The 20,524-nt window shown below is 41.7% G+C and carries 16 protein-coding genes; 3 read left to right on the top strand and 13 right to left on the bottom strand.

The features are described 5' to 3' along the window. The first annotated feature begins 24 nt into the window (after window positions 1-24). Complete coding sequence (locus E7C97_RS02950) at window positions 25-1,404, top strand: glycoside hydrolase family 1 protein (RefSeq protein WP_316108086.1); 1,380 nt, start codon at window positions 25-27, stop codon at window positions 1,402-1,404. Window positions 1,405-1,480: 76 nt separating this feature from the next. Here E7C97_RS02950 and E7C97_RS02945 read toward each other — a convergent pair whose 3' ends face one another. The 13 genes from E7C97_RS02945 to E7C97_RS02885 all read right to left on the bottom strand — a co-directional run bounded on the left by E7C97_RS02945 (window position 1,481) and on the right by E7C97_RS02885 (window position 16,895). After that, window positions 1,481-2,155 carry a rhomboid family intramembrane serine protease gene (locus E7C97_RS02945; protein ID WP_316108085.1) on the bottom strand — a complete coding sequence of 225 codons (675 nt, stop codon included), beginning with the start codon at window positions 2,153-2,155 and terminating at the stop codon, window positions 1,481-1,483. Next, window positions 2,139-2,678, bottom strand: coding sequence for a 5-formyltetrahydrofolate cyclo-ligase (locus tag E7C97_RS02940; protein ID WP_075227856.1), 540 nt, complete (start codon window positions 2,676-2,678; stop codon window positions 2,139-2,141). Before E7C97_RS02940 ends, E7C97_RS02945 begins: the two co-directional genes overlap by 17 nt. A gap of 8 nt (window positions 2,679-2,686) precedes the next feature. Beyond that, the gene (locus E7C97_RS02935; protein WP_075227855.1) at window positions 2,687-3,817 is read right to left on the bottom strand and encodes an N-acetyldiaminopimelate deacetylase; all 1,131 of its coding nucleotides are present in this window, start codon (window positions 3,815-3,817) and stop codon (window positions 2,687-2,689) included. Window positions 3,818-3,878: 61 nt separating this feature from the next. Further along, window positions 3,879-4,577 carry a 2,3,4,5-tetrahydropyridine-2,6-dicarboxylate N-acetyltransferase gene (dapD, locus tag E7C97_RS02930; protein ID WP_075227854.1) on the bottom strand — a complete coding sequence of 233 codons (699 nt, stop codon included), beginning with the start codon at window positions 4,575-4,577 and terminating at the stop codon, window positions 3,879-3,881. A gap of 63 nt (window positions 4,578-4,640) precedes the next feature. Beyond that, entirely contained in the window at window positions 4,641-5,573 is a 933-nt protein-coding gene (locus E7C97_RS02925) for an EamA family transporter (RefSeq protein WP_316108084.1), read from the bottom strand. Window positions 5,574-5,746: 173 nt separating this feature from the next. Beyond that, on the bottom strand, window positions 5,747-8,293 hold the full coding sequence (pbp1b, locus tag E7C97_RS02920; protein ID WP_316108083.1) for a penicillin-binding protein PBP1B: 2,547 nt from the start codon (window positions 8,291-8,293) through the stop codon (window positions 5,747-5,749). A 148-nt stretch (window positions 8,294-8,441) separates the two neighbouring features. Beyond that, a complete protein-coding gene (galU, locus tag E7C97_RS02915) occupies window positions 8,442-9,341 on the bottom strand; it encodes a UTP--glucose-1-phosphate uridylyltransferase GalU (RefSeq protein WP_049528400.1) in 900 nt (299 codons plus the stop codon). Between the two features lie 21 nt (window positions 9,342-9,362). Further along, window positions 9,363-10,379, bottom strand: coding sequence for an NAD(P)H-dependent glycerol-3-phosphate dehydrogenase (locus E7C97_RS02910; protein WP_049528397.1), 1,017 nt, complete (start codon window positions 10,377-10,379; stop codon window positions 9,363-9,365). Window positions 10,380-10,570: 191 nt separating this feature from the next. Next, the gene (locus E7C97_RS02905; RefSeq protein ID WP_316108082.1) at window positions 10,571-12,229 is read right to left on the bottom strand and encodes an iron ABC transporter permease; all 1,659 of its coding nucleotides are present in this window, start codon (window positions 12,227-12,229) and stop codon (window positions 10,571-10,573) included. Beyond that, entirely contained in the window at window positions 12,219-13,310 is a 1,092-nt protein-coding gene (locus tag E7C97_RS02900) for an ABC transporter ATP-binding protein (RefSeq protein WP_223140464.1), read from the bottom strand. Before E7C97_RS02900 ends, E7C97_RS02905 begins: the two co-directional genes overlap by 11 nt. A gap of 12 nt (window positions 13,311-13,322) precedes the next feature. Continuing rightward, window positions 13,323-14,369, bottom strand: a complete 1,047-nt coding sequence (locus E7C97_RS02895) for an ABC transporter substrate-binding protein (RefSeq protein ID WP_316108081.1) — start codon at window positions 14,367-14,369, stop codon at window positions 13,323-13,325. A 113-nt stretch (window positions 14,370-14,482) separates the two neighbouring features. Then, window positions 14,483-15,253 (bottom strand): response regulator, encoded by a 771-nt coding sequence (locus E7C97_RS02890; protein WP_316108080.1) that lies wholly within the window; start codon window positions 15,251-15,253, stop codon window positions 14,483-14,485. Then, window positions 15,246-16,895 carry a histidine kinase gene (locus E7C97_RS02885; protein WP_316108079.1) on the bottom strand — a complete coding sequence of 550 codons (1,650 nt, stop codon included), beginning with the start codon at window positions 16,893-16,895 and terminating at the stop codon, window positions 15,246-15,248. Before E7C97_RS02885 ends, E7C97_RS02890 begins: the two co-directional genes overlap by 8 nt. Window positions 16,896-17,044: 149 nt before the next feature. Between E7C97_RS02885 and leuS the strand changes: the two genes are divergently transcribed. Beyond that, complete coding sequence (gene leuS / locus E7C97_RS02880; protein ID WP_316108078.1) at window positions 17,045-19,546, top strand: leucine--tRNA ligase; 2,502 nt, start codon at window positions 17,045-17,047, stop codon at window positions 19,544-19,546. A 278-nt stretch (window positions 19,547-19,824) separates the two neighbouring features. Next, window positions 19,825-20,514 carry a GNAT family protein gene (locus E7C97_RS02875; RefSeq protein ID WP_316108077.1) on the top strand — a complete coding sequence of 230 codons (690 nt, stop codon included), beginning with the start codon at window positions 19,825-19,827 and terminating at the stop codon, window positions 20,512-20,514. Window positions 20,515-20,524: the final 10 nt, after the last annotated feature.

The following is a 20,524-nucleotide window of genomic DNA, read 5'->3' as shown; positions in this document are numbered from 1 at the left end:
AAAAGCGTAAAAAGAGGTAGTACTATGCTAAAATTTCCAAAGGATTTTGTCTGGGGTTCCTCAACTTCTGGGCCGCAGACAGAAGGACGAGTGCCTGGTGATGGCAAGGGAGATAATCTCTGGGATTATTGGTTTCAAGTAGAGCCAAATCGTTACTACAATGGTATTGGACCAGACAAAACGTCGACCTTCTATGAAAACTGGGAAAAGGATATCGAACTTTTGTTAGAAACTGGCCACACAGCCTTTCGAACTTCTATCCAGTGGTCTCGTATTTTCCCACAGGGACGTGGGGAAGTCAACCCTCAAGGTGTGGCTTTCTACCGTCAGGTTTTTGAAGCCATCAAGGCCAAGGGGATACGTCTTTTAGTCAATCTCTATCACTTTGATCTGCCTTTTGCCCTTCAAGAAGATGGGGATGGTTGGGAAAATAAGGCAACTATTAAGGCCTATGAAGACTATGCTCGTTTCTGTTTTGAAACCTACGGAGACTTGGTTGACCAGTGGATTACCTTCAATGAACCAATCGTTCCTGTAGAGTTCGGCTATTTCTATGATGCCCATTACCCTCATAAGGTAGATGCCAAAGCGGCAGTTAAGGTTGCCTACCATACACAACTAGCAAGTACTCTTGCGGTTAAAGCCTGCCATGAGGTCTTGCCCGACTCTAAAATTGGGATTGTACTCAACTTAACACCAGCCTATCCACGTAGCCAACATCCTTCCGATGTAAAAGCTGCTCGTATTGCGGATCTCTTCCAAGCTCAATCTTTCCTAGATCCATCTGTTTTAGGAGTTTATCCAGAAGAGTTAGTGGAAATTTTGTCTGAGCATGACTTGTTACCAGAATACACAGCCGAAGAGTTGGAACTCATTCGTGAGAACACCGTTGACTTCCTAGGAGTCAACTACTATCAACCTTTGCGTGTCATGGCGCCACGTTTTGCTAAGCATCCTGACAGTCCACTCTTGCCAGAGCATTTCTATGAACCTTACGTCATGCCAGGTCGTAAAATCAATCCACACCGCGGTTGGGAAATCTACGAGCAAGGAATTTATGACATTGCTCAAAATATCAAGGAAAACTACGGGAATATCGAGTGGATGCTGACTGAGAATGGGATGGGGGTTGAAGGTGAAGACAAATTCCGTGAAAATGGAATGATCCAGGATGATTACCGTATTGACTTTGTCAAAGGTCACCTTCGTGAACTTCATCGCGCTATCGAAGACGGCGCCAACTGTAAAGGCTATTTGATCTGGACCTTTATCGATTGCTGGTCATGGCTTAACAGCTACAAAAACCGTTATGGTTTGGTCGAGCTAGACTTAAAAACACAAGAGCGTCGCCTGAAAAAATCAGGTCACTGGTTCAAAGAACTCAGCGAAAATAATGGGTTTTAAACTACTTTTCAAATAGATTCAAAAAAACCATTGGACCTCAATTCTTTTCGAGTTTTTCCAATGGTTTTTCTTGTTCTTATAATAGTCCGATAAAAAGTAGTAAAGCTGATAAAGCAATAAAAGCTAGGGTTGCTATACCACGTTGGCCTGGGCTATAAATCTTTCTTTCGCCTCGAACTGTGAAGACAATAGCTAGTAATGCACCGCCGACAGCTCCCCCGACATGTCCAGCAAGGCTGATCCCAGGGATTAAGACACTACCTACTAGGTTGATGACTAAGAGGGAGAGGTAGGATTGACCAAGCTGTTGAAGATAGGGGTTGCGTGAGGCATAACGGAGAACGACAATAGAAGCGAACATACCATAGAGGGCAGTTGAAGCACCAACAGTAATGGCATTGGGACTAAAAACGAGGACAAAGAGATTTCCCATCATACCTGATAGAAGGTAGATAAAGAAAAACTGTTTGGAGCCAAAGATTTGCTCCATCTGACGTCCCAAGAAGTAAAGGGATAGCATATTGACTAAAAAGTGCTCCAAGCCAATGTGGACAAAGGTTGCTGAGAATAAGCGCCAGATTTGTTCAGGCATGGCCTTGATTGCTGGGGGATAAACAGCTCCGAATTTATACAAGGTGGCTGCGCTTGTGTAATTGAAACCACTAGTTAGAAACATGAGTATAAAAACCAGGGTTGTCACGAGTAGAAAGAAGCTCGTGGCAGGATACCGACGATCAAAAATTTCTTTCATAGATGAGTACCTCCTCAACAGGAATATCGTGTGGATAAGGATGGAAGTCCTGAATCTGACAAGGATAAAGTGTGCTGATGGTGTGACCAGTAAAATGCTCCAAGTAGCGGTCGTAATAGCCACCTCCATAGCCAACTCGATAGCCAGAAGGATTGAAAGCTAAACCGGGAACATGGATCAAGTCAATCTGAGAAGGTTCAAAGACAATAGCTTCCCCCTGAGGTTCAAGGAGACCAAAAGAATTTTTTTCAAGTTTCTCTGGTTCATAGAGCACCAGGTCCATTTTCCCTTGTGGATAAGTTTTGGGAATGAGAATAGTCTTCCCATCTTTTTGAGCTTGTTCAATGAGCTCAGCTGTCTGAAATTCATGAGGAAAAGACAGGTAAGTGGCGATGGTTTTTGCTTCCTTGTAGAAGGGATGTAGGAGTAGTTGCTCAGTCAACCAAGCGTCCATGACTTCCTTTTCTTCGGCTGATAGAGACTTAAGTCCTTGCAAGACCTGCTTGCGTAAGCTTTTTTTCATAATTTAATTTACTCCGCAGCTTTCTTGGCTAAAAAGCTTGATACAGCCTCGACACCGATTGCCAGAGCTTCTTCCTTAGGACTCATCTTTGGATGGTGAAGAGCATAGGGACTATCAATTCCAAGCCAGAACATGACACCAGGAACCTTTGATAGAAGATACCCAAAGTCTTCCCCTGTCATGGCAGGTTCGATGTCGATTAGTTCAATGCCCTCTTTTTCATCAAAGAAGGTCATCAATTCCTGGGCTAATTCAGGGTTGTTTTCGACAGGTAGGTAACCTCCCTGCTTGAGTTCAACTTCCACTTCCATATCAAAAGCAGCTGCCACACCTTTAGCGATGGCTTTGACACGTTTTTGAACCAAGAGACTCATGCTATGTGTAAGAGCTCGAATGGTTCCATGCAAGAAAGCTGTATCAGCGATGACATTATTGGTTGTACCAGCTTGAAAAACACCGAAAGTGACAACAGCTCCCTCGATAGGATCGACATTACGGCTGACAACCGACTGAACTTGAGTCACAAAATAGCTAGCTGCAACCAGAGCATCGTTTGCTTCATGTGGAAAGGCAGCGTGACCACCTTTACCCTTGAAACGAATCTTGACTTCGCAAGTTCCTGCAAAGAGTGTATGGGTATTGGTCGCAATTTGTCCAACTTTTAAGTCCGGACGAACATGAAGTCCATAGAATTGGTCAGGCAGCCAGTCACCAAAGGCATCATCTTCATACATGAGCATACCGCCTGCCTCATTTTCTTCCGCAGGTTGAAAGAGAAAGAGGAGGTTGTTTTTTGGTTGTTTTTCTAAAGCACGTTCGAGACTTCCAAGTGCAATGGTCATATGAAAATCATGCCCACAAGCATGCATGCGATCTGGATATTGAGAGGCAAAAGGAAGACCAGTTTGTTCAACGATTGGGAGTCCATCAATATCTGTCCGCCAACCAATGGTACGTTCTGGCTGACTTCCTTGTAAGTATACTAAAATACCTGTTCGCCAAGTACGAATCTGAACAAAATCCTTACCAGCTGTTAATTTCTCAATAACATTGAGTAAATAAGCGTGAGTCTTGAATTCTTCTAAACCAATCTCCGGAATTTGGTGAAGATCGCGTCGAGTTTGAATTAAATCTAACATATCTAATTTCCTTCTATTAATACGATAAAGAGGCTGGAAATATTTCCGCCTCTGTTACTAATTACAAGGTGCGAAGCGCATCCTCTAGCGCTGTTTTTTGTTGGGTTTGGCTATCAATTTCTTTGATGATACGAGCCGGAACACCTGCCACCACAACATTTTCTGGAACATCTTGAGTGACGATGGCACCTGCTGCAACAACAGATCCGCTACCGATTTGAACACCTTCGATAACCACAGCGTTAGCACCGATGAGTACATTATCACCGACACGAACAGGCTCTGCACTAGCTGGTTCGATGACACCTGCAAGAACAGCGCCAGCACCTACGTGACTATTTTTACCAACAATAGCACGTCCACCCAGAATAGCACCCATGTCAATCATAGTGCCAGCACCGATTTCAGCACCGATATTGATAACAGCCCCCATCATGATAACAGCATTGTCACCAATCTCAACCTGGTCACGGATGATAGCGCCTGGCTCGATACGAGCATTGATAGCACGTTTATCAAGGAGAGGTACAGCCGAGTTGCGAGCGTCTTGTTCAACAACATAGTCCTTGTTTTCTGTAAGTCCATCTAGAAGTGGAGCGATATCTTTCCAGTCTCCAAAGAGAACATTCCCAAGCTTGATAACAGAAGCAGGAATAGCTCCGGCAAGTTGTCCCTCAAAGGTCACTTTTACACTTGTCTTTTTCTCAGCATTTGCGATAAATTGGATAATTTCTTGTGCATTCATTTTTGTAGCAGTCATAGGTGTCTCCTCATTCTTTATAATGCTTACTATTCTACCAAAAAAGGCTTCAATTTTGAAGCCTTAAGTGTTAAAAGAAGATTCTTTCATTTTGTTTTTTGATTCTTCAATGGATAGAAAAATCATTGGGATGATAATCAAAATCATAGCCAGTAGCAGATACTCATCCAAGACTAAACCTAGAAAGAGAACGCTTAGAATAGCAGATGATAAAGGTTCGCTTGCACTGACGACTGACACCACCAATGGGGATACGAGCGATACAGCCTTCATCGATAGGAAGAAAGCAAAGGCTGTTCCCAAAAAGGCAATAGTCAAACAAATACAGATACTGATGGCATCAACCTGGAAGCTAATCTTATAAACAGGGTAGAGAACATTACTAAAAATCCCAGCGATAATCATTCCCCAGCCAACAGTAGGCACAAAACCGTATTTTTTAGCAAAGCGTTGGGGTAAGATGACATTGAACATGACACCTAGTGCACTGAGAAGTCCTGTCAGTAAAGCAAGTGGTGTAATTGATAATTTGGATAGATCTCCTTTGGTAGCCATCAAAAAGACCCCAACCATAGTGACCAAGACATAAAAAATAGCACTTTTAGAAGCTTTTTTCTTGTAGATGATGCGATTGTAAAAGAGGATAAAGACAGGACTGATAAATTGTAGGATGGTTGCCGTTGTAGCGTTGGAGTACTCCACACAGAGATAGAAGAAATACTGAACGGAGAAGATCCCTAAGATGGCATAGGCGAGAAAAGGAAGGTAATTGTTTCGATTTCTCCAGATCTCGAAAAGCTGGGACCGGAGTTGAAGGCTAGATAAGACGATTACGAAACTACCAGCGACGAGTAGACGCATAGAAGTAATCCACCCTGAAGATACTTGATAATGTGAAAAAAAGTACTCTCCTAAAATTCCGCAGATCCCCCAGATCAAGCCAGATAGGAGAGAATAAATGGTTCCCTTAAAAATATTCTTTTGATATTTATTCATGTTGCTATTGTACCATGAAATGAAAAAAGAAAAAAGAGAGTGGAGAAAAATCATTTCTTTCCTACTCTCAATAAGAAAATCAAAGAGCAAACTAGGAAGCTAGCCGCAGGCTGTACTTGAGTACGGCAAGGTGAAGCTGACGTGGTTTGAATTTGATTTTCGAAGAGTATTAGTTAGCGCCGTTGATTGCTACTTCTGCTATTGGAACTAGAGCTACTATTACTGTTCCCGTTACTATTAGAAGTATTATTACGATTATTATTGTTGTTGTTATTGTTATTATTGTTACTGTTACTGCTATTGCTATTGTTTGATGAGGAAGAAGATGCTTTAGGCAGACTTCCTAAAATGGTGTTCCAAGCATTTTGGTAGTCAGAATCGCTTCCACCAATAGCAAATTTGTAGCTAGTAGTTGGAGCACCAGCTTGGTTTGCCCAGTAGCTAGTCACCGTTTCTCCGCTCAGATTAATTTCTTTTCCATTAATAGTCAACTTTCCTGGCTTTTGACCAGTTGATTTGAGGACTTGTGATGAAGTGACACTTGAATCGAGTTTGAAACGTTCTGAACCCCAAGCAGAAGGGGCTGCTTGCTGAATGGCATTTACCAGATGAGCCATATATTTTGCATTGCGGTAGTAAGCTCCCTGGGCTAGAGAACTGTTGTCGTCATGTCCAACCCAGCCTCCCAGAGTTAATCTTGGAGTAGAGACCATGAGCCACATATCTCCTTCTTCATTGCTTGTACCAGTTTTTCCGATCCAGTCAGCACCTGCTAGACTGGAATTGATAGAAGTCAGATCCGTTTGGAAGCTTGTAGTAACTCGAGATGAAAGTACATCTCTTAGCAAACTCTGCATAATGGTTGCGGTAGCTTTAGAGTAAACTTGGATAGGTTTAGCCTGATGTTCATAGAGAACCTCGCCACTCGTTTTCTCAATTTTTGAGATCATGTATTTCTTATGATAGGTACCATTGTTAGCCAGTGTTTGGTATCCATTGGTATGCTGGGCTACAGTAACTTCAATTCCTCCTCCCATAGGAAGACTTTCAATGCCGTATTCTGGGATTTCATAGCCCATTTTTTCCATGTAAGAACGGACATCAACCCCTTTTTCACGGAGCATTCGGTAGGTCCAGTAGGCTGGGATGTTCCAAGAATAGTTTAGAGCTTCTTTAAGGTCTATCATGGCTGTTCCAGGACTGTTGACATGCATGATCGGAGTTCCGTTAGAAAAGTTTGTTGGATAGTTAGAGAGGATGCTAGCACTTCCCATAAGCCCTTGGTCGATAGCAATACCGTAGGCCAATAGTGGCTTGGTAGTGGAGGCAGGCGAACGTTTGGTATCGAAGGCATGATTGTTTTGATTGGTCTGATAATCTCGTCCACCTACAAACCCTAAAATCGCCCCAGTTTGATTGTCCATCAAGACATTCCCAACTTCAGGTTGCCCCGAGCTATCATTTAGAAGGTATCCGTAGTTTGTTACGGCATTTTGCATAGCAGTATGAATCGTTTTATCGATGGTAGTTGTAATACGGTAACCACCGTTTTGGATTTCTTTTTCGGCCAATTCTCGATACGATTTTCGGATCGATTCGTTCTGTAGTTCTTGGTCAGAAACATTGTCCTTTTGCACCAGATAATCATACATAATCTTGGTAGCCTCATCGAGTGCAGTGAAGTAGAGGAAGCCTTTAGAGGTAACGCTAGCATTTTCTGCTGGCAAGAAATCTTGCTTAATGTCATAAGCCTTGTAGGTTTCGTAGTCTTCTTGACTTAGCACTCCAGTTCTGTACATATTGTAGAGAACATCTTTGGAGCGCTTAATACCGAGTTCAATATCTTCTTCGCTCTTCATCTCACCAGTAGATTCATAAGGTGAGTAGGAAATAGGGCTTTGTGGTAAACCTGCTAGGAAAGCCGCTTGAGGGATGGTCAGTTTACTTGCATCCACACCAAAAATCCCTTTGGCAGCTTGTTGAGCCCCTGCGATATTTTGACCTTTATTGTTACGACCAAAAGGAGCGACGTTGAGATAGGTGGTTAGGATTTCGTCCTTGCTCATGGCTCTTTCTAAGGCCAAGGCGTCAACGATTTCACTGGCTTTACGGGCAAGCGTAGGAGCATCCCCAACTACTTGTTGTTTGATGAGCTGTTGTGTTAGGGTAGATCCTCCACTGGAAGAACCAAGTCCGATGAATTTTCCTAGACTGGCACGAATGACAGCTTTAGGAACGACACCGTTGTGCTCTGCAAAGTGTTCATCCTCGGTTGCAACGATAGCTTGCTTGAGATTATCTGAAATGGCATCTGATGACACAGATGTGCGAAGTAGATCGCTTTCGATAGCGCTAATCATGGAACCATCTGCATAGCGGATTTCAGAGATGGATGAAATATTATTGACCTGCTTGATCAAATCCTCCGTTTGAGGGACACTAACTTGATCAAAGAGAGAAACAGCATACCCCAAGGCAACCCCTGTTCCAAGGAGACCGCCAATAAAAGCTAGGATGAAAAGTGTGTTAAAAGTTGCCTTTATTCCAAGTAAAATTTTTGCAAATAAAGTCCAGATATCGAATGGTGTTTGCGTTTGCTTTTTCTTCTTCTTAGAATTTTTTCCACTCTTTTTCTTTGTATTCATTTTAGAAATTGTTAATTTTAGAGACCCAAGTAAGGCCAGTCCTTTTTGTTTGATTCTTGTTACATGTTTGTTCATAGAATTCCTCACTCTTTATTATTATACCATAAAAGCATCTCTTGCAAGAAATTAGGCTTAGAACAGGGCTTTGGATAGGGATTGGAGTTCGAAATTTAGACATCAAAAAAGCCAGATTTAAGTTAAATCTGACTGTTTGACAAATTGTTTATTTTTCTCCTGAAAGTTCTTTTCCAAGATCAATCAAGTAGTCCTTCAAGTGGTCTTTGACTTGTGGATGTTTAAGGGCGTATTCGATGGAAGTCTTCATAAACCCAAACTTGTCTCCGACATCGTAACGTGCACCTTTAAACTCACGAGCAAATACTCGTTGGGTTTTGTTGAGAGTATCGATAGCATCTGTTAGCTGGATTTCATTTCCTGCTCCTGGTGTTTGCTTTTCAAGAATACCAAAAATCTCTGGTGTGAGAAGGTAACGACCGATAATAGCTAAATCACTTGGTGCGTCTTCAGGTGCTGGCTTTTCAACGAAGGTTTCAACACTGTAAAGGCCGTCATTTCCTTCTCCCTGAGGAGCGATAACACCGTATGAAGAAACTTCTTCGTGTGGGACAGGCATTACGGCGATAGTAGAAGCATGAGTCTTCTCATAATCATTCATGAGCTGCTTGGTCAATGGCACAGCTTTGTCATTAGTGATATCCATGAGATCATCTCCAAGCATGACCACAAAGGGTTCATTTCCGACGAAAGCCTTTGCTTGTAAGACGGCATCTCCGAGTCCACGTGGGTGTGTTTGACGGATGAAGTGAAGACGCATACCAGTTGTTTCGTCAACTAGTTTCAAAAGGTCGGTTTTTCCTTTTTCCTTGAGGTTGTATTCTAGTTCAAAGTTTGAGTCAAAATGGTCTTCGATAGAGCGTTTTGACTTCCCAGTTACCACAAGAATGTCCTCAATTCCAGACTTGAGAGCTTCTTCAACGATAAACTGGATGGTTGGTTTATCGACGATTGGCAACATTTCTTTGGCCAAAGCTTTAGTAGCAGGTAGGAAACGAGTTCCAAGTCCTGCAGCAGGGATAACGGCTTTTCTAACTTTTTGCTTCATGAGCTTCCTTTCTAACGGTGACTAAGACCACTCGTTCTCTGCCTTGAACTCATTGCTCATGAGTTCAGAAACGGCATCCTTAATATTAACATTTTCATAAATAACTTGGTAGATGGCTTGGGTGATAGGCATATAAACTCCTAGCTCTTGTGCTAATTCGTAAGCAGCTTTGGTTGTTGAAATACCTTCAATGACCATTCCCATATTTGCTTCGATATCTGCCAAGGCTTCGCCACGCCCAAGAGCATCTCCAGCACGCCAGTTACGTGAGTGGACAGAAGTTCCTGTAACGATTAAATCCCCAACTCCAGAAAGACCACTGTATGTTAATGGATTTGCTCCAAGTTTAACACCCAGACGGGTAATTTCTGCCAGACCGCGCGTGATAATAGCAGCTTTGGCATTATCTCCAAAGCCAAGTCCATGAAGGGCTCCTGCCCCAACAGCGATGATGTTTTTAAGAGCACCAGCTGTTTCCACTCCAATCACATCTGTATTGGTATAAAGACGGAAGTAGTGGTTGCTAAAGAGTTTTTGAACATATTGAGCAGTCTGTAAATCTTTAGAAGCAGCCGTAATCAAGGTAATATCGCGTACAATCGTTTCTTCTGCGTGACTAGGACCAGATACAACCACAATTTCACTACGCAACTCTTGAGGGATTTCTTCTTCAAGAATGGTTGAAAGACGTTTGTGACTATTTGGTTCGAGGCCTTTTGAAGCATGCATGACCACCACTTTATGATCCAAAACAGCAGCCACTTGTTGAGCTACCAATCTGGTCACCTTGGTTGGCACCACAAACAAGACAGCATCAACACCCTTCAAGGCTTCTGCCAAATCATGATAGGCAACAATTTTTTCGTCTAATACAGTATCCTTAAAATAGCGTTTGTTAGTATGTTGTGTATTAATTTCATCAATTTGATCAGGAATATTTCCCCAGATACGCACTTGGTGTCCGTTGTCATTTAGAACTTGTGACAAGGCAGTACCCCAAGAACCAGGCCCTAAAACAGCGATGGTTTGTTTGTCCATATTTTCCTCCTTCTGAGAAAGCACTTTCCTATATTCTACCATAAAAAGGACTATCATGCATCTATATAACTAGCTAAGATATGTCCTATTGATAGGAATCTGTATTTATCGAAGGTGATGATTCGGGAAAATCAAAAGTGGAGATCTAAAAAAACAGCCAGGGGGAATTGGCTGTTTTAGTAGGAAAAAAACTAGAGCGTAATGCTGTTATTTTTAGAAATTTTCATAAATAGTAACAAGGAAGTAACTGTCAAGATAGTGAGGATAGTAGATAGGGCTGCTGCCACACCGTAATTCCCACGAAGTACTTCAGTGTAAATAGCTACGGTCATTGTTCTAGTTTTAACGTTATATAAGAGAATGGAAGTAGATAGTTCCGAAATCATTGTTACCCATGAAAGGATTGCCCCTGATATGATTCCTGAAAGCATCATTGGGGTTGTGATTTTAGTAAAGGTATTGAGACGGCTACTTCCCAAACTTTCTGCTGCCTCTTCGATACTAGGAGCAATTTGTTGCAAACTAGCAACTGAAGAACGAATGGTATAAGGAAGTCTTCTGACAGATAAGGACATAATCAAGATGAAGGCTGTTCCAGTAATCATCAGGAAACCACTTCCGAAGAGGCCTGTATTGAATGAAGAGATAAAGGCAATACCGAGTACAGTTCCTGGTACGATATAAGGTACCATACTAAGACTATCGATTAAGTTGGTAAATAGGTTACGTTTGCGAACTGCAAGATAGGAGATGAAAGTCGCAAAGACAACAACTAGAACCAAGGCAAGGAGAGGGATACGAATGGTATTAAAAATAGCAGATCCCATACGGCTAAAGGCAGTCTTATAGCTGTTTAGTGAATATCCTTTGACGAAAACCATACCAGATGTTTTCAGGAAGGATGTATAAATCAAGTAAACTTGAGGCAAAACAGAGAATAAGATAATGCCATAAACTGTCACATAAATAGCAGCCATCTTCCCTTTTGTCGTTTTCTTAGGTTCAATTGGATGAAGCGAGTTCATACTGAAACTGTAGCGATTTGAAACGTACTTTTGGATGAGGAAGATAACTAGGGCGATTGTAATCGCCATAATTGCTAAGGCTGATGCGAAGGCAGAGTTGCCTCCAACTTCACTGATAAACTGTGTATAGATCAAGACTGGGAAGGTACGATATCCCTCACCAATCAACATCGGAGTACCAAAGTCCGAGAAGGCTCTCATAAAGACGAGGAGTGCAGCTGCTAGTAAGGTTGGAACCAAGAGAGGTAAAACGACTGTTACAATTCGTTTTAGACCGAAAGATCCCATGCTTTCAGCAGCTTCCAAGAGGGAGTTGTCGATACTCTTCATAGTCCCAGCTACGTAAAGAAAGACGAGAGGGGAGAGTTGAAGTGTAAAGACAAGCACAATACCTTTGAAACCGTAGATGTCAAGACCTGGCAAGTGAAGTGTGTTGGTTAGAAACTTTGTGATAACCCCGTTTCTTCCCAGCAATAGAATCCAAGAATAGGCACCTACAAAGGGAGCTGACATGGATGCAATGATGATTAAAATCTGTAAAAATTTCTTTCCCTTGAAGTCATACATTGAAAAAAGATAAGCTAGCAAGGTACCAACAAGGACAGAAGTGATTGTTGCAGTTACAGAAACCTTGAAACTGTTGATAAGGGTTTCAGAGTAGTAAGATTTGCTAAAGAAAGTAACAAAATTTTCTAATGAGAAATGACCTTCATGTACTAGTGCCTGTTTTAATACCGTAACAATTGGATAGACCAGAAAAACAAGATAAGTAAGGAAGATGAAGAAGGAAGACGCCGTCCAGATATTTAGTTTTTTACGCTCCATGGCTGACTCCTTTTATGAGATTGCGCGAACCATCTTCAGAGAAGACATTGAGTTTTTGAGTATTGATACGCAAACGAACGCGATCTCCTTTCTTCAAATCTTCTTCAAATGTAGATTCTTCACTTACCTGAAGTTTTGAAGCAAATCCTGTCTCAATGAAGTATTCGGTATTAAGTCCAAGATAGACACTGTCAGTAATTGTTCCATCGATGGGTCCGTTTTCGTCACGGATAAGTTCTTCGGGACGAATGCTGACATGAATAGCTTGTTCTTCCACCTGATCTAGTGCTGGCATACGAAGAGAATAACCATCTTCAAAGACGATGTAAGCTCCGTCAGCTTGCTTTTCCAAACGAGCAGGGATTATATTTGTTCTACCAATAAAGGTTGCGACAAATTCATTTGCTGGTTTGTGGTAGAGCTCTTTTGGACGACCAATTTGTTGAATAACACCGTCTTTCATAACAGCAATTTGGTCAGAAATGGCCATAGCTTCTTCTTGGTCGTGAGTTACATAGACAGTTGTAATACCAACTTCGTGTTGAATTTCGCGAATAGCCTGACGCATATCCAAGCGAAGTTTGGCATCTAGGTTACTGAGGGGTTCGTCCATGAGGAGAACGTTAGGATTAACAGCCAAGGCACGTGCTAGGGCAACCCGTTGTTGCTGGCCACCACTAAGTTTATCTGGTTTACGATCAGCATACTGGGCAATCTGCATCAACTCAAGGTATTTATTTGTTTGTTCAATGAGTTCATCTTTTGGAACTTTCTTTTGCTTGAGCCCGAATGCAACGTTATCACGCACTGTCAAATGTGGGAAAATTGCATAGTTTTGGAAAACCATCCCAATGTTTCGCTTGCTAGGTTCCATGTTGTTGATTTTAGTATCGTCGAAGTAGAACTCTCCTCCTTCGATGCTATTGAAACCTGCAATCATACGAAGTAAGGTTGTTTTCCCACAGCCTGAAGGCCCAAGGAGAGTGAAAAGGCTCCCCTTAGGAATGGTCACGCTTAGATTTTCGATAACAGCTACATCGTGATAAATTTTCTTGGCATTGATAATCTTGATCTCACTCATAGTTAACCTCTTTTACTGTTTAGATTGGATATCTGTAAAGACTTCGTTGTATTTCTTCACGATATCTGATTTGTTTTTGATGACATAATCATAGTCTTCAGTGAGTGTTTTAATTTGTTCGATTGGTTTCATGTTTTCGCTAGTTTTAGCATTTTTACGAACTGGACGGTTAGTAGTTGTTGTACCAAGCGTGTCTTGGACTTCTTGAGAAATGATGAAATCGATAAATTTCTTAGCGTTTTCCATGTTCTTAGCATTTTTAATGATGGCAGCGCTAGCAGGCAGGAAGACAGTACCTTCTTTTGAATAAACAACCTTGATGTTAGCACCGTCGTTTAGAAGTTTCACTGCGGGGTCTTCGTAAGAAAGACCAACAGCCATTTCTCCATCTGCTACGGCCTTGTAAACGCCAGATGAACTTGAGCCAATTTTACCGTCAATCAAAGTAAAGAGATCTTTGACATAAGTCCAAGCCTTGTCGTCTGTATAGCCACCTTGTGCTTGCAACATGTTTGTTAGTTGAGCAAAGGCGCTAGAAGAGTTGGCTGGGTCTGCAGTTGCGATTTTTCCTTTGAGTTCTGGTTTGATGAGGTCGCTATAACCTTCAATATTCATCCCTTTAGTCAAGTCAGGGTTGACGATCAAAACACTACCATCCAATGTATAAGGAGTTGAGTAGCCAGTTGTATTTTGATATTCTTTGATTACATTATCGTTTTCCGTTGATACGTAATTTTCAAAAAGTTCCCCGTGGGTAGCATATTGGGTATAGGAACCACCAAAGATGATATCTGCCACAGGGGCTTCTTTTTCAGATTCTAGTTTTTTAAAGAGTTCACCTGTTCCTGCTTGAATGAGTTCAACCTTGATGCCATACTTTTCTTCAAAAGCAGGAATAGTTGCTCCAATCAATCCTTCTGAGTTTGGGGAGTAGACTACTAGAGTATCGCTTCCTCCATTTTCAGTTGCCTTTTCTCCTGAAGCGTCGTCAGAAGAGCAGGCAGCAAGCCCCAAAATAGCAAGTCCACACGCAGCATAATACATCCATTTCTTTTTCATGATGGATACCTCCATAGTTTTGTTACCTCTATTGTAAAGCAATGAAAGCGCTTTTAAAACCTAAAATTCTATCCTAATGGGGTAAAATTCTCTACAAAAAAGAAGAATAGTATCTAAACTATTCTTCCAATGGATTTTAACTCTTTAGGAGAGATATGAAAGTATTTCTTAAAAACTTTACCAAAATATTTATAGTCTGAGAAGCCGACTTCTTCAGCGATTTGACTAAGAGGATAGTCAGGCTGTTGGATCATTTTTTCAACTGCTTGTTTTAAACGATACTGAAGAATGTATTCGTTCAAGGTGATAGGGAAATCTTCTTTGATAACCTTGTAGAGATAACTTTCGCTATAGCCTAGATTCTCTGCAATGGTAGAAATGGTAAAGTGTAGGTAGTAGTGTTGGTGGACAAATTCGAGAATTTGTTGAATCAATTGGTTTTGAGGATTGATTTTTTGAAGCGAGGTAACAAAGGCTTGGTAGTCATGTAAAAATGGATTGGTTTGGTGTTGATCCATCTTGAGGCGCAAAGTTATTTTTTCTAAACACTCTGTTAATTCAGTGACGTTTATGGGTTTTGGAAGGAAGTCTACTGCTCCGAATTGCATGGCCTTTTTTGCGTTTTGGAAATCATTATAGCCTGAGAGGATCACTTTTTCATAAGAGAGTGAACGAGTCGCTTCAAACATCATAAAAGCATCCATGATGGGCATGGTAATGTCTGTCAGGACGATGTGTGGTTTCTCTTTTTGAATTAACTCCATGCCTTCTTGTCCGTGACTTGCAGTTCCAACGACTTGAATGCCCAAGGCTGAGTAGTCTACGGCAATTTCAAGCCATTTTCGGATCAGGTGTTCATCTTCGACAATGATTAGCTTAAACATGCGTTCTTCCTTTCGTGACAAATTTTACCCAGGTTTCCCCTTGCGGGTTCACTCCTAAATCCAATTCGACATTCTCAAAAAAGTTATTCAATCGTTTGTAACTATTGACAATACCGTGCTGTGTATGTGGACTGTTTAGAGATTCTAAGATATGTAGACGTTCTTGTTTGGTTAGACCACCAGCATTATCCTTGACGATAAAGATCAATGCTTCCTGCTCTTGAGTGATTTGGATAGAGATGGCAAGGTCGATACGATACTGCCTTCCGTATTTTAGAGCATTTTCCACAAGGGGTAATAAGAAAAGTTTCGGAATAGTTTGGGAATACAGACTCTCAGAACAGTCAATCTGATAAGAAAAATGTTCAAATCGAATTTGATGGATTTTCAGATAAGCTTCGATAATCTCTAGGTCCTGCCCAATAGTCGTTTCTTTTTCTAGTTCAGTTACACTATATCGCAGGATGCGCGTGAGATTTTGAATAAGTTCTTGAGTAATACTAGCATCAATCATACTCGTGATTTTAATGGTTTCCAAGGTATTGTAGAGGAAGTGAGGATTAAACTGAGCTTCCAGCATCTTTCTTTCAAAAATCCACTTTTCCTTCTCAATGGTCAACATCTTTTGATGGAGCTCATCCAACTCTTGGAGCATATCGGTGATTTTCTCAGCAATCAGTTCAAATTCGTCTCCTGTCTGGAGGATCAGCTTCTTGTCCTTTTTCTTAGGAATTTCCTGCAGTTGATAGACCAGACTTTCAATAGGGCCGGCATTGTGCGTCGCGATTTTATAAGCAATTCGTCTTGCCTGCCAGAAGTATAATAGAAAGATACAGAGTGTTAAGACAGAAGCAAGCCCTAGTAAACTCGGAATGGGAAAGAAAGATTGAAAGGTGTAGATTGAGAAAATCGGTTCAATTTTACGTTTTTCAATCAGAAGTGGATTTTCAACATACCAATGGGTTTTAGATTGGAGTAATTTTTCATCAAATTTTTCCAGAGTTGATTGAGTAAATTGATTGGTATTACTAGAGTAGATGTTTCCAAAAGTATCTGTAATGGCGTATTTTGAATTGATAAGAGGGATACTGGACACAAATTCATTTTCATTTACAAAAGAAATGCTATAAGCCTTAACTCGTTGATTTTGAACGATAGGCATAATGAAGAGTGCGTAATGTTGTTTATCTATTGACAAAGCAACCTTTTCTGTAATAACTCCTTGAATCGGATTTTGAATTAATAATTTTAAATAATAAGGAGCTAAAATAGTTTCTTGATGGTTGCGATTGGTACTAAAGAGAAGTTCTCCTGTGTCGTCAAGGATAATAAAATCAGAACTGAGTTTCAGTTGAGCTTTTGTTTCATAAAATAGACTAAAGAGTTCTCGGTCAGTGTGTTTACCCTCTAAAAATTCTGGAACCATTTTTTGATTCATGGTCTCCAATAATTGATAGTTCGCTTGTTTCATGTCGCGAATATGCTGGATGATCTGTTGAGTATCCTTGGTGAGTTGTTGCTTTTGCAGAAAATAGGAAAAACCAAACAGGAGAATGAGGAGTAAAAACGAGGTCGCCAAAGCAGCTAAAGAACTACGGTGAAGAATTTCTTTTTGGAGAGAATGTTTAAAAGAATGGGCCATAAATTACCTCTTACAAAGAGCATACTAAAGTAAGTATAGCAGTATTAAAAATGGAAGGCAAGGTGAAAAGAGAAAAGAGTTGAAAAGAAAGAGACGAATTCCCCCTAAAAATGGTATAATAGGAGCATCACGAAAATTGGAGAGACGCTATGAGTTTTTACAATCATAAAGAAATCGAGCCTAAGTGGCAAAAATACTGGGCTGACCATCACACTTTTAAGACAGGAACAGATGCCTCAAAACCTAAGTTTTATGCGCTTGACATGTTCCCTTACCCATCTGGAGCGGGTCTGCACGTAGGACACCCAGAAGGCTACACAGCGACTGATATCCTCAGCCGTTTCAAACGTGCGCAAGGCTACAACGTCCTTCACCCAATGGGCTGGGATGCTTTTGGTTTGCCTGCAGAGCAATACGCTATGGATACAGGGAATGACCCAGCGGAATTCACAGCAGAAAACATTGCCAACTTCAAACGCCAAATCAATGCGCTTGGATTCTCTTACGACTGGGATCGTGAAGTCAATACTACAGATCCGAACTACTACAAGTGGACGCAATGGATTTTCACCAAGCTTTACGAAAAGGGCTTGGCTTATGAAGCTGAAGTGCCAGTAAACTGGGTTGAGGAATTGGGAACAGCTATCGCCAACGAAGAAGTACTTCCAGATGGAACATCTGAGCGTGGTGGCTATCCAGTTGTCCGCAAACCAATGCGCCAATGGATGCTTAAAATCACTGCCTATGCGGAGCGCTTGCTCAATGACTTGGATGACCTTGACTGGCCAGAGTCTATCAAAGATATGCAACGCAACTGGATCGGTAAATCAACTGGTGCCAATGTCACTTTCAAGGTGAAAGGAACTGACAAGGAATTCACAGTCTTTACGACACGTCCAGATACCCTTTTCGGAGCGACCTTCACTGTCTTGGCTCCTGAGCATGAACTAGTAGATGCCATCACAAGTCCTGAACAAGCTGAGGCAGTAGCTAACTACAAACACCAAGCCAGCCTCAAATCAGACTTGGCTCGTACAGACCTTGCCAAGGAAAAAACAGGAGTTTGGACTGGTGCTTATGCTATCAACCCTGTTAACGGTAAAGAAATTCCAATCTGGATTGCCGACTATGTCCTTGCTAGCTACGGTACAGGTGCCGTTATGGCCGTACCTGCCCACGACCAACGTGACTGGGAATTTGCTAAACAGTTTGGACTTCCAATTGTAGAAGTCTTGGAAGGTGGAAACGTTGAAGAAGCTGCCTACACAGAAGATGGACTTCATGTTAATTCTGACTTCTTAGATGGATTGAACAAAGAAGACGCTATTTCTAAAATTGTGGCTTGGTTGGAAGAAAAAGGCTGTGGTCAAGAAAAGGTTACCTACCGTCTCCGCGACTGGCTCTTTAGCCGTCAACGTTACTGGGGTGAACCAATCCCAATCATTCATTGGGAAGATGGAACTTCGACAGCTGTTCCAGAAAGTGAATTGCCACTTGTCTTGCCAGTAACCAAGGACATCCGCCCTTCAGGTACTGGGGAAAGCCCATTGGCCAACTTGACAGACTGGCTGGAAGTGACTCGTGAGGATGGTGTCAAAGGTCGTCGTGAAACTAATACTATGCCACAATGGGCAGGTTCAAGCTGGTACTACCTCCGCTATATCGATCCACACAACACTGAGAAATTAGCCGATGAGGACCTCCTCAAACAATGGTTGCCAGTCGATATCTATGTGGGTGGTGCAGAACACGCTGTTCTCCACTTGCTTTACGCTCGTTTCTGGCACAAATTCCTCTATGACCTTGGTGTTGTACCGACTAAAGAGCCATTCCAAAAACTCTTTAACCAAGGAATGATCTTGGGAACAAGCTACCGTGACCACCGTGGCGCACTTGTGGCGACTGACAAGGTTGAAAAACGTGACGGTTCCTTCTTCCATGTGGAAACAGGGGAAGAGTTGGAGCAAGCACCAGCCAAGATGTCTAAATCCCTCAAGAACGTTGTCAATCCAGACGATGTCGTGGAACAATACGGTGCGGATACCCTTCGTGTCTATGAAATGTTCATGGGACCACTCGATGCTTCCATCGCTTGGTCTGAGGAAGGCTTGGAAGGAAGCCGTAAATTCCTAGACCGTGTTTACCGTTTGATTACAAGTAAAGAAATCGTTGCGGAAAACAATGGCGCTCTTGATAAGGTATACAATGAAACAGTTAAATCTGTTACTGAGCAAATCGAGTCTATGAAATTCAACACAGCCATCGCCCAACTCATGGTCTTTGTCAACGCTGCTAATAAGGAAGACAAACTCTATGTGGACTACGCCAAAGGCTTTATCCAATTGATTGCCCCATTTGCACCTCACTTGGCAGAAGAACTCTGGCAAACAGTCGCAGCAACAGGTGAGTCTATCTCTTACGTAGCTTGGCCAACATGGGACGAAAGCAAATTGGTTGAAGACGAAGTCGAAATCGTCGTCCAAATCAAAGGCAAAGTCCGTGCTAAACTCATGGTTGCGAAGGACCTTTCACGTGAAGAATTGCAAGAAGTGGCTCTCTCTAACGAAAAAGTTAAGGCAGAGATCGATGGCAAAGAAATTGTGAAGGTTATTAGTGTCCCTAATAAACTCGTTAATATCGTCGTTAAATAACGAGTTTATTAGCCCTATCTGCCACCTTCAATAGTCCACTGGACTATTGAAGCCAACTAAATTGGTTAATATTGTTGTAAAATAACCAATTTAGTTGCTGATTTCCAACCTCAAACAGTTTCCCAAGCTGTTTGAGCCAACTAAACTCGTTAATATCGTTGTTAAATAAGAAATGAATCCTTCAGAGTAGAATCTGGAGGATTTTTTGTAGATTACCTGAGAGATATGATATACTATTCACATCTTTAAACTTATAAGAGTAAGACAAGGAGAAAGCTATGCCTGTAAATGAATATGGTCAGATGATTGGTGAACCTGTAGACGATACACCTGGAGTTTTGCCTTCACTTGTACGGATAGAAGGACAGTATACGATTCTAGAAGCTCTTTCAGAAAAGCACGCGAAAGATTTGTTAGCTGTTTATGGCCCAGAATCACCTCGAGAGATGTGGACCTATCTCTTTCAACCACCAGTAGAAAATCTTGAAGAATTAATTGTTGCTTTAAAGCAGATGATTGAGCGCAAGGATCGCTTCTATTATGCGATTATTGATAAAGCGACTGGAAAGGCGCTGGGGACTTTTTCTCTCATGCGTATTGACCAAGCTAATCGCGTGGTTGAAGTTGGCGCGGTGACCTTTTCGCCGGCTCTTAAACAGACCAGGATGGGAACAGAAGCCCACTATTTGCTTGCTCGTTATGTCTTTGAAGAGCTTAACTATCGCCGTTATGAGTGGAAATGTGATGCACTAAATCTACCTTCTAGAAAAGCGGCAGAACGTTTGGGGTTTATCTACGAAGGCACTTTCCGTCAAGCTGTTATTTATAAAGGGCGTACTAGGGATACGGACTGGATGTCTATGATTGATAAGGATTGGCCAAAGGTCAAAGCTCGTTTTGAATCGTGGTTGCGTTCGGATAATTTTGATGAAAATGGGGAACAGTTGAAATCTCTTAGAGAATGTTAGAAAGGTTTGC

Origin of the sequence: Streptococcus sp., from assembly GCF_032481935.1 — a bacterium.
GTDB lineage: Bacteria > Bacillota > Bacilli > Lactobacillales > Streptococcaceae > Streptococcus.
The sequence above is the reverse complement of the archived record's forward strand: the minus strand, read 5'-3'. Positions and strand labels throughout refer to the sequence as shown.